We start from the raw sequence: 13219 nt of genomic DNA on the forward strand, positions 1-13219 counted from the left end.
GACGGGGGGTGGAACAGGTCGTCGCGAGACTACAGACGCGCGGGCGCGCTCCGGCGCGGCGGGGCCGCGCCGCGTCAGGACGGGGCGCCCGCCGCCGTCGTCGGGCGGCTCGGCGCGGCGCGCCAGGTGAGCCGGGTGGTGCCGCCGGGCCCACCGGGGCCCGCGGTCACGGACACCTCGTCGGCCAGGCCCTCCATGAGCAGCATGGCCACCTCCTCGGTCTCCACCCCGTCGTCCCCGGCGTGGTCGACGACCTCCACCACGAGCACCCCGCCGCGGGAGGTGGCGGTGACCTCCACGAGCTCCGCGGTGCCCGCGGACTCGCTGCGCTGGACCGCCCTGCCGCAGGCCTCCCCCACCGCGAGCCGGACGCCCTCGACGTCGCCCCCGGCCAGTCCGGCGCGGCGCGCCAGGGACGTGGTCACCAGGCGCGCGATGCGGACGTGCTCGGGCAGGGAGGAGAAGCGCAGCACGACCGGCCCCAGCGGCGCGGGAGCGCTGCTGGGGCCGTCCGCCGGTGCGGTCACGGCCACGGGGCCGCCGGTGCTGGTCGCCCGCCGCCTCAGGAGGCGGCGTCTCCGCTGGAGGCCGCGACGGCGTCGTCCACGCTGGAGTGGATCGGGAAGACCTTGGTCAGCCCCGTGATGCGGAAGACCTTGAGGATCTTCTCCTGGGTGCACACCAGGTGCAGCGACCCGTCGTGCGAGCGGACCCGCTTGAGGCCGCCCACCAGGACGCCGAGGCCGGTGGAGTCGAGGAAGTCGACCTTCTCCATGTCCACCACGAGGTGGTGGCGCCCCTCCCCGACGAGGTCGTTCAGGCGCTCGCGCAGCACGGGGGCGGTGTAGACGTCGATCTCGCCGCCGACCTCGACGACGGTCCGGCCGCCCTGCTCGCGGCTGGTCACGGACAGGTCCACGGTGGCTCCTCGGGGTCGGTGCTGGTCGCTCGCCGGTCACTGGCCGGGTCGCGGTCATCGATCAGGCTCGGGTGGCAGTCAACCACCCACCCCCCGGGTCGGCCACGCGCGGTTCCCCGACCAGCGCGCGCCGGTGCGACCATCGAGGGGTGCAGGAGGGGGCGGACCGCGGCTCCGGAGCCGCTGGGGCGCCCGCCGCGGAGCACCTGCTGCGCGGTCCCGGGCGCCGCGAGCGCGTGCTGCACGAGCACGTGGTCCCGGCGCGCGCCGGGACCACGGCCCCCTGGCCGGGGTGGGTGCACCCGGAGCTGCGCGCCTCCCTCGAGCGCTCCGGGGTGGGGGCGCTGTGGCAGCACCAGGTGCTGGCGGCGGAGGCCGCCCGCGCCGGCCGGCACGTGGTGGTCTCCACCGGCACGGCGTCGGGCAAGTCGCTGGCGTACCTGCTGCCGGCGCTGACCGCCGTGGCCGAGGGCGCGGCGGAGCCGGGCGGCCGCGGCGCGACGTCCCTGTACCTGTCGCCCACCAAGGCGCTCGCCGCGGACCAGCTGCAGGTGGTCCGCTCGCTGGCCGTGCCGGGGGTGCGCGCCGCCACCTACGACGGCGACGTGCCGCCGGAGGAGCGCCGGTGGGTGCGCGACCACGCCAACCACGTGCTGACCAACCCGGACATGCTCCACCGCTCCCTGCTGCCGGGGCACGCCCGCTGGCACCGCTTCCTGCGGGCGCTGCGGGTGGTGGTGGTGGACGAGTGCCACCACTACCGGGGGCTCTTCGGCTCCCACGTCGCCGACGTGCTGCGGCGGCTGCGGCGGCTGGCCCGGGCTGCCGGGGCCGACCCCGTCTTCGTGCTCGCCTCGGCGACGGCGGCCTCCCCGGCGCTCACCGCGTCGCGCCTGGTGGGCGTGCCCGTGGAGGAGGTGGTGGCCGTCACCGAGGACACCGCCCGCCGCGGAGCGACCCGGTTCTGGATGTGGGAGCCGCCGCTGCTGCCCGGGACCGGGGAGAACGGTGCGCCCACCCGGCGCTCGGCGGCGTCCGAGACGGCCGACCTGCTGACGGACCTCGTGGCGGGCGGCGTGCGCACGGTGGCCTTCGTGAGGTCCCGGCGCAGCGCCGAGGCCGTGGCGTCCGCCGCCCGCCGGGGGCTGGCCGAGGTGGACCCGTCCCTCCCGGACCGCGTGGCCGCCTACCGGTCGGGCTTCCTGCCGGAGGAGCGGCGCGAGCTGGAGCGGCGGCTGCGGTCCGGTGACCTGCTGGGCGTGGCCTCGACCAGCGCCCTGGAGCTGGGGGTGGACGTCTCGGGCCTGGACGCCGTGGTGGTGGCCGGGTGGCCGGGCACCCGCTCGGCGCTGTGGCAGCGCGCCGGTCGGGCCGGCCGCAGCGGCCAGGACGCCCTCGCGGTGCTGGTGGCCGAGGACGACCCGCTGGACACGTACGTGGTGCACCACCCCGAGGTGGTGCTGGGGGCGCCAGTGGAGAGCACCGTGCTCGACCCGGGCAACCCGTACGTGCTGGGGCCGCACCTGTGCGCGGCCGCCGCAGAGCGGCCGCTGACGCCCGAGGACCTGCCCCTGTTCGGACCGTCCGCGGAGCCGGTGCTGCGCCACCTCGTGGCGGGGGGCCTGCTGCGGCGCCGGCCCGGGGGCTGGTTCTGGACCCGCCGCGAGCGCGCCACGGACCTGGCGGACCTGCGCGGCACCGGGGGCGAGCCGGTGCGGCTGGTGGAGGCGGCCACGGGGCGGGTGCTGGGCAGCGTGGACGCGGGCTCGGCGCACCACGCCGCCCACCCCGGCGCCGTGTACGTGCACCAGGGCGAGACGCACGTGGTGGAGGCGCTGGACGAGGAGGGGTCCGTGGCGCTGGTGCGCCGCGAGGACGTCGAGCACACCACCTCGGCGCGGACCACCACCGACGTGCGGATCCTGTCCGAGGACCGGCGCCGCACCTGGGGCCCGGTGGCGGTGTGCACCGGCGCCGTCGAGGTCACCACGCAGGTGACCTCGTACCTGAGGCGCCGGGCGACGACCGGCGAGGTGCTGGGCGAGGAGCCGCTGGACCTGCCGTCGCGGACCCTGCGGACCGCCGCCGTGTGGTGGACGGTGCCCGCCGAGCTGCTCGAGGAGGCCGGTGTGGACGCCGCGGACCTGCCGGGCGCGGCGCACGCCGCCGAGCACGCCGCGATCGGGCTGCTGCCTCTGGTGGCCACGTGCGACAGGTGGGACGTGGGCGGCGTCTCCACCGCCCTGCACCCCGACACGGGGCTGCCCACGGTGGTGGTGCACGACGCCGCCGCCGGCGGGGCCGGGTTCGCCGAGCGCGGCTTCGCGGCCGCGGCGACCTGGCTGCGCGCCACCGCCGACCTCGTCGCGGAGTGCGAGTGCCCGGCGGGCTGCCCCTCGTGCGTGCAGTCGCCCAAGTGCGGCAACGGCAACTCCCCGCTCGACAAGGCGGGGGCGCTGCGGATGCTGCGGCTGGTGCTGGCCTCCGCTGACGTCGACGACGGCGACGGCGGTGCCGCGGGCGCCGGCGCGACGGACGCCGAGGGGGTCTCCCGGGAGGTGGACCTGCGCGACGCGCCGGGCGCTGCTCCGGACGCGCTGCTCCGGCGCGCCGGAGGGGCCCAGCGGGTCTAGCGTCCGACCACTCGTCGGCGGGCGTCGCCGACCGTCAGCAGGGGGCCCTCGTGATCGTCCTCGCCGTGCTGCTGCTCCTCGCCGTGGCCCTGGTGGTGCTGTTCGTGGTGGTCACGGGCATCACGCCCACGGTGCAGCTGGAGTGGTCGCAGATCAGCACGTCCGTCAGCCTCACCGCGCTGGGGGTGTTCCTCCTCGGCGCGGTCTGCCTCCTGGTGGCGCAGCTGGGGCTGGTGATGCTCCTGCGCGGCAACCGCAAGAACTGGGAGCGCCGTCGCGAGCTGAAGCGCCTGCGCCGCGTGGAGGCCGAGCGCGCCCGTCACGCAGACCCGGTGGGCGGCCCCGCCAGGGGCGCCACCGCCCCCGCGGCAGGCTCACCGGCCAGGCCCGCCACCGACACCGGTCCCGCCTCGCGGACCGCCGGCGCACCCGGCGCCGGCGCGACGGCCGAGGGGCGCCACAGCTCCCTGGACGGCTCCTCCCGGGGCTGATCCCGGGGGCCAGCCCCGCACGTCACCGCGCGGAGCCGGCCCGGGCCCGCGCGGTGACGGGCCCCGTCGCCCCCGCCACCCCCGGCGGCCGCACCTGCACCACCACGTCGACGACGAGGCCCCCGGCCGACCCCCCGGCCGACCCCACGACCGGCCCGCCGCAGGCCACCAGCTCACCGCCCCCCGCCCGGGCCACCTCCTGCGCACGGCCGCACCCGCTGCCGCCCAGCGCGGCTGCGGCCGCGCCGGCCAGGGCAGCGGCGTCGGCCAGGGAGGCGGCGCGCGCAGCCGCCACGGCCACCTGGCCGACGACCGCGGCTCCAGCGGCGAGCAGGAGCGCGGCCGCCACCGCGGCCACCACGAGCACCGACCCCGACCCGGCGTCGCTCCCGGTCCCGCGAGGAAGGTCGGACCGCCGCCCTGGGGTCACCCGTCCTCGCCGTCGAGCAGCTCGACGGGAGCCACGGCGCTGCCCGACAGCTCGCCGACACGACCGAGCACCGGGGCGTCGAGCGGAGCGGCCACCTCCACGAGGACCACCTCGCCGTCGCGCCGGGCGGTCATCACCGCTCCGGGAGAGGCGGCCGCCACCCGCCCCGCGACGACGGCGGCCTCCTCACCGCGGGCCAGCGCCCGCGCTGCCGCCCCCGCCGCCAGCTGGACCCGCACGTGGGCCGTGCCCGCCGCCGCCAGCCAGGCGGCCAGCAGCAGCACCACCGCCAGGGGGAGCAGGCCGACCGCCAGCTCGGCCGTCACCGACCCGTCCTGGCGGGGGCGGCGGGTCCGCCGGCGGCGGAGGCGACCCGTCACACCAGGCTCAGCGCGCGCTGGACCAGGGCGAGGAGCATGCCCCGCACCTCACCGCTGGACAGGACCGCGAGCAGCAGCGCAGCGAAGCCGCACGCGGCGAGCGTGGCGATGGCGTACTCCGCGGTCGCCATGCCCGCGTCGCGCCGGTCCCGGCCGGCCGGGACCTTCCGGGTGGGCAGCGGGGGGTGCTCAGCGGCAGGGGCCGAAGAGCCGGCGGGAGCTTCTGGAGCTGCGGTGGTGCGGTGGGACACGTCGTCCTCCTCGTGCGGGTGGTGGGCCGACCCGACGCCGGCCCTCGGCCCACCGTGGTCGCTCGCGGTGCTCGCGGGCGCCGCAGCGGTGCCGACCTGTGGACGGCGGGCCCGCACGGACCGCTTGTGGGCGCACGACCCGCTCAGCAGGGTCTCCCCGGTCGCTCCGCGCCGTCCCGCAGCGCTGTCAGCCGAGCAGGTCCCGCCCCAGGGAGAGGAGCACCGGCACCACCGCGAGCAGCCCGAAGGCGGGCAGGGTGCACAGGCCCAGCGGCGCGACCACCCTCACGCCCAGCCGTGCGGCGGCCAGCGCGGCGGCGCGCCGTCGGCGGCGGCGCAGCTCGGTGGCCGCCGAGGACAGCAGCGCCGCCACCGGGGCGCCGGTCTGCTCGGCGATCCACAGGCAGCGCTGCAGCGCCGCGAGCGCGTCCGCCAGGTGCTCCGGGCCGGCGGCGCCGGTCGGCCGGGGCGCGCCGAGCGAGCTCGCCGCGGGACCGGCACCGGCCGCGGCGGCCGCGTCCAGGGCCTCCGCGGCCCCGACCCCCGGACCGCCCGCCTCCCGGAGCACGCGGGCCACGGCGGACACGGCCGCCACCGGAGCCGATCCCGCCGAGACGACGGCGGCGACGAGGTCCAGCAGCAGCGGGGGGTCGACGTCCACGACGGCTCCGCCGCCTCCGCGCGGCGCCGCCCGCGGCCGCCGCGGCGGGCGCGGGCGGCCGGGCAGCACCAGGACGGCGAGGCCGACGAGCGCAGCGGCGCCCCAGACCAGTGGCGGGTGCGCCGCGGACACCACCACCGGGCCCACCAGCGGGCCCACCAGCGGGCCCATCAGCGGGCCCGGACCGCGGCGCGCACCAGCGCAGCGGTCCACAACCACCCGGCCAGGGCGAAGGCAGCGCCGAGGGCGGCGCTCCACCGTCCTGCCGCGGTGCCCACGAGCACCGCGACCGGGTCGGCTCCGAGCGCTGTGGAGGCCGCCAGCCCCAGCGGCGGCAGGGCCAGCAGCAGCCGCGCGGTGGCGCGCGGCCCCGCCAGCGCCGCGTCACGCGAGTCGGTGGCCGCCGCCTCGTCACGCAGCGCCGAGGCCAGCCCGTCGAGGACGGCCGCCGCGGGGGCTCCGGTGACCTCGCTCGTGCGCCACGCCAGGGACAGCGAGCCCAGGGCCGCGCAGGCCCGCCCGCCCCCGGCCGGATGGCGCCGCAGGGCCTCGGCGGGGTCCTCCCCCGCGGCGGACGCCCGCGCCGCCGCGTCGAGCGCGACAGCGACCCCGTCCGGCGCGCCCCCGGCTCCCGCCCCCGGCCCGCGGCCCCCGCGGAGCCCGTGCAGTCCGTGCGGCCCTTGCGGCCCTTGCGGCTGCAGCCGCTGGGGCGCCCACGCCGCGGCGGGGACGGCGCCGGCGCGCAGCAGCGCGGCCACCTCGGAGGCCGCGCGAGCCACCCGCACCTCGGGGGGCTCCTCACCCGGACCGCCCGGCAGCAGGCGCCGGACGCGGTGACCGCGCCGACGCGGCCCGCCGGGACCGCGTCCGGCGCCCTCGCGCCGCTGCGCGAGCCCCCGGCCCGCGGGGAGCGCGGGACCCCGCAGCAGCAGCCAGGCGCCCGCTCCCGCCAGCAGTGCCGCGAGCAGCGCCGCGGGCTCGAGCGCGCCTCCCCCGCTCACGCCCGGCGCCGCGAGGCCTGGACGGGGACGGCCGCGAGGCGCAGCAGCTCCGCGAGGCGCGGCCAGCCGTCCTCGCGCGTTCCGGGGTGGTCCGGTGCCCTGCCGGCGCGCAGGGCGGGCCGCACCACGAGGCCGCCCGCACCGGTCGACCCCGCAGGCCCGGGGGCCAGCTCGACCACGCCGACCTCGACCACGCGGCGCAGCGGACCCTCGCGCCGCAGGTGCACCACCACCTGCAGCCCTGCCGCTGCCTGCGCCGCGAGGACGTCCGGCCCCATGCCCGCGAGCGCGGCGAGCGCCGTGAGCCGCGCGGGGACGGCCGCCGCGGAGTTGGCGTGCACCGTGCAGCACCCGCCCTCGTGCCCGGAGTTGAGCGCCATGAGGAGGTCCGCCACCTCGGCCCCGCGCACCTCGCCGACGACGAGCCGGTCGGGCCGCATCCGCAGGGCCTGCCGGACCAGCTCGCGCTGCCCCACCTCGCCGGCGCCCTCCACGTTGCCGTGGCGCGCCTGCAGCCGGACCACGTGGGGGTGGACGGGTGACAGCTCCCCGGAGTCCTCGACCAGCACCAGCCGCTCGCGGACGTCGACGAGGCCCAGCAGCGCGGCGAGCAGCGTGGTCTTGCCGCTGCCGGTGCCGCCGGAGACGAGCAGCGAGCAGCGGTGGTGGACCGCGGCGCGCAGCACCGCCGCCCACCCGGGCGGCAGCGAGCCGGCGGCCTCGAGCTCGGCGAGGGACAGCGGCGTCCGCCGAGGCACCCGCAGCGACAGGAGGGTCCCGCTGCTGGAGACCGGTGGGAGCACCGCGTGGAGCCGGGTCCCGTCGGGCAGGACGGCGTCGACGCAGGGGCTGGCGTCGTCCAGGCGCCTCCCGGCACCGGCGGCCAGGCGCACGGCGAGGGCCCGGACCTGGTGCTCCGGGCCCACGTCGAGGTCCACCCGCACGAGGCCCTCGCCGCGGTCGACCCACACCGAGCCCGGGCCGTTGACCAGCACGTCGGTGGTGCCGGGCAGGTCGAGCAGCTGCTGCAGGGGCCCGGCGCTCACCGCTGCTCCCCGGGGCGTCCGTCGGGGTCGGCGAGGGCGTGCAGCACTGCCCGCGCGCAGCGGCCGAGGCCGCCGCGCGGCCGCGGCAGCGGGTCACCGCGCCCCAGGGCGGCGCGCACGTCGCGGTCGGGCGGGAGGCGTCCCAGCAGCGGGAGCGCGAGGGCGTCGGAGACGTCGGCCGGTGCGAGCGGAGCGCCGGGCGGGGTGGCCACCACCAGCCTCACGTCACCGGCGTGCCCCAGGAGGACCGGCAGCTGGGTGCTCGCGGCCGCGACGGCGCGCAGGTGGGCAGGGACCAGGAGCACCAGGAGGTCCAGCCGCCAGAGCAGGGAGGTCCCGGTGTGGCGCGGCAGGTCCACCACCACCAGCCCGCTGGCGCGCGCGGCGCTCTCCACCACCGCCTCGACGGCGGCGGGCGGAGCGGTCCGGGGCTCGGGCCAGGGGGCCCAGGACAGGACCCCGAGACCGTCCCGGCCGCGGGGCAGGCCGTCCGCGAGGGCCGCGGAGCGCAGGGGCGCCGGGGCGTCCAGGACGTCGTGCCAGCGCAGGCCGGGCTCGTCGTGCGCGCCGACGAGGGCGTCGAGGCCGCCTCCGAGCGGGTCCGCGTCGAGCAGGACGACGGGTCTCGCCGGGCCCGCCACCACCGCTGTGCGGGCGACGGCCGCCGCCAGCACCGAGGCACCGGCCCCTCCGCAGCCGCCGACCACCCCCACGACGAGGCCGCCGCCACCGGGGCCGTCGGCGGCGGTGGCCAGCACGGAGGCCACGGCCGGCGCGTCGTCGGGCAGGAGCGCGACGCCCTCGGCGCCCACCTCCACCGCGCTGCGCCACAGCGGAGCGGTGTCGAGCCCGGGCGAGGCGGGCGCCAGGAGGAGCACCCCGGGCCGCCGCTGCGGCACGCCCTGCGCGGCGGCGTCGTCCCCCAGCAGCACGGCGGCCGCGCTGCGCCAGGACGCGCCGGCGTCCTCGGCGACGGCCACCACCCTCAGCGTCGCGCCGGCCGCCGCCGCCAGGCGGCGCACCTGCTCCACCAGCACCGACCGTCGGGTCACCAGCAGCACCTCGTCCACCCCGCGACCCTGGCGCGGCGGGGGCCGGCGGCGCCGGCCCGACGCGGCACCTGTGGACGCAGGGCCGCCGGAGCTTGCGCGAGGTCGTCCTGTGGGCGGCTGGCAGCACCGCGGCCGCACGGCAGACCCGACCGACCGGTGACCAACCGGACCCCACCACCCTCGGCGGCAGCAGACCCGCTGGCTAGTGTCGGCAGCGGCCGTTCCCTGCCGACCGTGAAGCACCACGACGCGTGCACGACCCGGAGGACGCGATGACGCAGCCCGCGACCGACTCCCACGAGCAGCCCCAGAGCTACCCGCCGCCGGCGGACCTCGCCGCCGGTGCGGTGGCCACCGCGGCCCTGTACGAGGAGGCAGCGGCCGACCGGCTCGCCTTCTGGGGCCGCCAGGCCGCCGAGCTGCTGACGTGGGACACCGCTCCCACGCAGGTGCTCGACTGGTCCGACGCGCCGTTCGCGCGGTGGTTCGCCGACGGGAAGCTCAACGCCGCCGCCAACTGCGTGGACCGCCACGTCGCGGCCGGCCACGGCGACCGGGTGGCGCTGCACTGGGTCGGCGAGCCCGGCGACACCCTCACCGTCACCTACGCGGACCTGCACGAGCAGGTCCAGCGCGCCGCGAACGCCCTCACCGAGCTCGGGGTGCGCACGGGCGACCGCGTGGCGGTGTACCTGCCGATGGTGCCCGAGGCCGTGGTGGCGCTGCTGGCGTGCGCCCGCATCGGCGCCCCGCACAGCGTGGTGTTCTCGGGCTTCAGCGCGCAGGCCCTGCGCGACCGCGTGGACGACGCCCAGGCCGTGGCCGTCATCACCGCCGACGGCGGGTACCGCCGGGGCGAGCCCGCGCCGCTGAAGCCCGCCGTCGACGCCGCGCTGGCGACGACGGGACCGGACGGCGCCGATCGCGCTCCCAGCTCGGTGAAGGCCGTCCTGGTGGTCCGCCGCACCGGCGGGGAGGTGGCGTGGACCGAGGGCCGCGACCACTGGTGGCACGAGGCCCTCGAGGCCGCCTCAGCGGTCCACGAGCCAGTGAGCGTGGAGGCCGAGCACCCGCTGTTCGTGCTCTACACGTCGGGGTCCACGGGCAAGCCCAAGGGCATCCTGCACACCACCGGCGGCTACCTCACCCAGGCCGCGTACACCCACAGGAACGTCTTCGACCTGCACCCCGAGACCGACGTCTACTGGTGCGGCGCGGACATCGGCTGGGTGACCGGCCACACGTACATCGTCTACGGGCCGCTGCTCAACGGCGCCACGTCCGTGATGTACGAGGGCACGCCGAACACGCCCACGCAGGACCGCTGGTGGCAGATCGTCGAGACCTACGGCGTCACCAAGCTCTACACGGCCCCCACCACCATCCGGACCTTCATGAAGTGGGGCGAGGAGCTGGTCTCCGGGCACGACCTGTCCACGCTGCAGGTGCTCGGCAGCGTCGGCGAGCCCATCAACCCCGAGGCGTGGACCTGGTACCGCCGCGTCATCGGCGGCGACCGCACGCCGGTGGTCGACACGTGGTGGCAGACCGAGACCGGCGGCATCATGATCAGCGCGCTGCCGGGCGTGACGAGCCTCAAGCCGGGCTCGGCCCAGGTGCCGCTGCCGGGGATCGGCGTGGAGGTCGTCGACGACGAGGGCCGCGTGCTCCCGGCCGGCCACGAGGGCGCGGGCTACCTGGTGCTCACCGAGCCGTGGCCGGGCATGCTGCGCGGCATCTGGGGCGACGACGAGCGGTACCGCGACACGTACTGGTCGCGGTTCCGCGACCAGGGGTGGTACTTCGCCGGTGACGGCGCCCGCCGCGACGCCGACGGCGACGTGTGGCTCCTGGGCCGCGTGGACGACGTCATGAACGTCTCCGGCCACCGCATCTCCACCACCGAGGTGGAGTCGGCGCTGGTGAGCCACCCCAGCGTGGCCGAGGCCGCGGTGGTGGGCGCCTCGGACCCGACCACCGGCCAGGGCATCGTGGCGTTCGTGATCCTGCGCGAGTCGGCCCACGGCGCGGACGCCGCGGCGGTGGGCAAGGAGCTGCGCGACCACGTGGCCCGCGAGATCAGCCCGATCGCCAAGCCGCGCCAGGTGCTCGTGGTCACCGAGCTGCCCAAGACCCGCTCGGGCAAGATCATGCGGCGCTTGCTGCGCGACGTCGCCGAGGACCGGCAGGTGGGTGACGTCACCACCCTGGCCGACTCCAGCGTCATGGCCTCGATCCAGGCGGGCATGCGCTCCGGCAAGGGGTCGGACGACTGAGCTGAGCCTCTGACGGCCTCAGCGCGCCAGCGCGCCGGGCCCGTGCCCCGACCGGGGCGCGGGCCCGACGTCGTCGTCGTCCGCCGCTGCGTCCTGTGGCGCGCGGGACGCCGTTCCTGCGAGAAGATGGGCAGCGGTGTGCCGGGAAGCCTGGTCGGCGGTCGCTGACGCCTGCCCGGAAGGACCCTCGACGTGGTCGACGCCCGCTCCCAGCCCACCCGCATCCGCCGCCTCCTGGCCGCCCCGGCCGACCCGCACTACGTGGTGCAGCTGCTGCGCACCGAGACCGTCGGCGGCCTGCTGCTGCTGACCGCCGCGCTGGTGGCCGTGGCGTGGGCCAGCTCGCCGTGGGGCGGGTCCTACGAGGCGCTGCGCGGCGTGACGTTCGGACCCGAGCCGCTGCACCTGCGGCTCGACCTGGCCACGTGGGCCGCTGACGGCCTTCTCGCCGTCTTCTTCTTCGTGGTCGGCATGGAGCTCAAGCGCGAGTTCGTGGTCGGCGACCTGCGGGACCCGCGTCGCGCCGCGCTGCCGATGATGGCCGCGGTGGGCGGCATGGCGGTCCCGGCGCTCATCTACACCGCGGTGAACCTCGTCGGCGACGGTCCGCTCAGCGGCTGGGCCGTGCCCACGGCCACCGACATCGCCTTCGCCCTGGGCGTGCTCGCGGTGGTCGGCTCCCACCTCCCGCTGGCGCTGCGCAGCTTCCTGCTGACCCTCGCCGTCGTCGACGACCTGCTGGCCATCACCGTCATCGCCGTCTTCTACACCTCCGACCTCGCCTGGCTGCCCCTCGTGCTGGCGCTGGTGCCCATCGCCCTGTTCCGCGTGGTCGTGGGGCGCCGCCGCACCACGTGGTGGCTGCTGTGGCCGCTGGGGATCGCCGCCTGGGCGCTGGTGCACGCCTCCGGCGTGCACGCCACGGTCGCCGGGGTCGTGCTGGGCCTGCTCGTGCCGGTGCTGCGCCCGGGCCAGCGCGGTCGCAGGCTCACCGAGGACCTCGAGCACCGGTTCAGGCCGCTGTCGGCGGGCTTCTGCGTGCCGGTCTTCGCGCTCATGGCCGCCGGGGTGGCGGTCAACGGCGAGACGGCGCGGGCGGCCGCCGCGGACCCGGTGGCCATCGGCATCGCGGTCGGCCTGGTGGCGGGCAAGGTGCTCGGCGTGCTCGGCACCACCTGGCTGGTGGCCCGCTTCACGCGCGCCGAGCTCGACCCGGGCCTGCGCTGGGTGGACCTGTTCGGCATGTCCCTCCTGGCGGGCATCGGCTTCACGGTCTCGCTGCTCATCGGCGAGCTGGCCTTCGGCCCGGGGTCGGAGGTGGACGACCACGTGCGCATCGCCGTCCTCACCGCCTCGGTGACCGCGGCGGTGCTCGCCTCGGTGGTCCTCGCGTCCCGCAACCGGGCCTACCGGCAGGCGGCGGAGGCGGCCGGTGACCACGACCTCGACGGCATCCCCGACCACGAGCAGGTCGACGCGTCCGACCGGGTGGTCAACGGCCCCGACCCCGCCCCCTCCGCCGCGCGGGAGCACTGAGGCACCCCTAGGCTCGCCGACCAGGACCGCCCCCCCGCAGCGCGCCGCCGACCGGTGGCCGGGCGCGCGGGTCAGAGCTTGAGGAGGCACCAGCCGTGAGCCAGAGCGCAGGCGCCAGCGAGCGCACCATCGGCCAGCTCGTCGCTGACGCCAGCCGCGACCTCTCGGCGCTGGTGCGCGCCGAGATCGCGCTCGCCAAGGCCGAGATCACCGCCGAGGTGAAGCAGGGCGCCATCGGCGCCGGCCTGTTCGTCGGGGCCGCCGTGTTCGGCGGCATCGGCGCGCTGTTCCTGCTGCTGGCGGTCGCGTGGCTGCTGACGCTGTGGATGCCCTACTGGGTGGCCTTCCTCATCGTCGCCGTGGTGCTGTTCCTGGGCGCCGGCGTGCTGGCGCTCATCGGCAAGGGCCGCATCAGCAAGGTCGGCGCGCCCGAGCGCACGATCGCCACGTCCAAGCAGTCGATCGAGGCCCTGAAGGGCCACCGCTGACCACCACCGGTCAGCCCGCCCGCGCGGTGGGCCGGCCGGTCCAGGCTCCGGGGGA

The 13219-nt window shown here is 78.0% G+C and carries 14 protein-coding genes; 5 read left to right on the forward strand and 9 right to left on the reverse strand.

All coding sequences use genetic code 11. From position 1 onward, the window contains the following. Positions 1–74: 74 nt before the first annotated feature. Both H7K62_RS02110 and H7K62_RS02115 read right to left on the reverse strand, forming a co-directional pair. On the reverse strand, positions 75–533 hold the full coding sequence (locus H7K62_RS02110; protein ID WP_222436892.1) for an ATP-binding protein: 459 nt from the start codon (positions 531–533) through the stop codon (positions 75–77). Positions 534–562: 29 nt separating this feature from the next. Further along, positions 563–919 carry an STAS domain-containing protein gene (locus H7K62_RS02115; protein ID WP_186715857.1) on the reverse strand — a complete coding sequence of 119 codons (357 nt, stop codon included), beginning with the start codon at positions 917–919 and terminating at the stop codon, positions 563–565. Between the two features lie 71 nt (positions 920–990). Between H7K62_RS02115 and H7K62_RS02120 the strand changes: the two genes are divergently transcribed. Then, positions 991–3552: a DEAD/DEAH box helicase gene (locus H7K62_RS02120; RefSeq protein ID WP_445499821.1), complete on the forward strand. Its 2562-nt coding sequence runs from the start codon at positions 991–993 to the stop codon at positions 3550–3552. A 50-nt stretch (positions 3553–3602) separates the two neighbouring features. Beyond that, positions 3603–4043 carry a hypothetical protein gene (locus H7K62_RS02125; protein ID WP_186715861.1) on the forward strand — a complete coding sequence of 147 codons (441 nt, stop codon included), beginning with the start codon at positions 3603–3605 and terminating at the stop codon, positions 4041–4043. 22 nt (positions 4044–4065) lie between these two features. Here H7K62_RS02125 and H7K62_RS02130 read toward each other — a convergent pair whose 3' ends face one another. The 7 genes from H7K62_RS02130 to ssd form a co-directional block, all read right to left on the reverse strand. Further along, complete coding sequence (locus H7K62_RS02130; protein ID WP_186715863.1) at positions 4066–4473, reverse strand: Rv3654c family TadE-like protein; 408 nt, start codon at positions 4471–4473, stop codon at positions 4066–4068. Continuing rightward, positions 4470–4799, reverse strand: a complete 330-nt coding sequence (locus H7K62_RS02135) for a TadE family type IV pilus minor pilin (RefSeq protein ID WP_186715864.1) — start codon at positions 4797–4799, stop codon at positions 4470–4472. Before H7K62_RS02135 ends, H7K62_RS02130 begins: the two co-directional genes overlap by 4 nt. Positions 4800–4849: 50 nt before the next feature. Continuing rightward, positions 4850–5104 (reverse strand): DUF4244 domain-containing protein, encoded by a 255-nt coding sequence (locus tag H7K62_RS21440; RefSeq protein WP_370591566.1) that lies wholly within the window; start codon positions 5102–5104, stop codon positions 4850–4852. Between the two features lie 187 nt (positions 5105–5291). Next, positions 5292–5924, reverse strand: coding sequence for a type II secretion system F family protein (locus H7K62_RS02145; protein WP_186715868.1), 633 nt, complete (start codon positions 5922–5924; stop codon positions 5292–5294). Positions 5925–5935: 11 nt separating this feature from the next. After that, complete coding sequence (locus tag H7K62_RS02150) at positions 5936–6766, reverse strand: type II secretion system F family protein (RefSeq protein WP_186715875.1); 831 nt, start codon at positions 6764–6766, stop codon at positions 5936–5938. Further along, entirely contained in the window at positions 6763–7812 is a 1050-nt protein-coding gene (locus tag H7K62_RS02155; protein WP_370591567.1) for a TadA family conjugal transfer-associated ATPase, read from the reverse strand. Before H7K62_RS02155 ends, H7K62_RS02150 begins: the two co-directional genes overlap by 4 nt. Then, complete coding sequence (gene ssd / locus H7K62_RS02160) at positions 7809–8882, reverse strand: septum site-determining protein Ssd (RefSeq protein ID WP_186715876.1); 1074 nt, start codon at positions 8880–8882, stop codon at positions 7809–7811. Before ssd ends, H7K62_RS02155 begins: the two co-directional genes overlap by 4 nt. Positions 8883–9136: 254 nt before the next feature. On the opposite strand from ssd, the gene acs reads away from it, so the two are divergent. The 3 genes from acs to H7K62_RS02175 all read left to right on the forward strand — a co-directional run bounded on the left by acs (position 9137) and on the right by H7K62_RS02175 (position 13164). Continuing rightward, positions 9137–11140: an acetate--CoA ligase gene (gene acs / locus H7K62_RS02165; protein WP_186715877.1), complete on the forward strand. Its 2004-nt coding sequence runs from the start codon at positions 9137–9139 to the stop codon at positions 11138–11140. A 192-nt stretch (positions 11141–11332) separates the two neighbouring features. Continuing rightward, the gene (gene nhaA, locus H7K62_RS02170; protein ID WP_186715878.1) at positions 11333–12676 is read left to right on the forward strand and encodes a Na+/H+ antiporter NhaA; all 1344 of its coding nucleotides are present in this window, start codon (positions 11333–11335) and stop codon (positions 12674–12676) included. A 95-nt stretch (positions 12677–12771) separates the two neighbouring features. Next, entirely contained in the window at positions 12772–13164 is a 393-nt protein-coding gene (locus H7K62_RS02175) for a phage holin family protein (RefSeq protein WP_186715879.1), read from the forward strand. The last annotated feature ends 55 nt before the right edge of the window (positions 13165–13219 follow it).

The organism is Quadrisphaera sp. RL12-1S (assembly GCF_014270065.1).
In the GTDB taxonomy this organism is placed as follows: Bacteria; Actinomycetota; Actinomycetes; order Actinomycetales; family Quadrisphaeraceae; genus Quadrisphaera.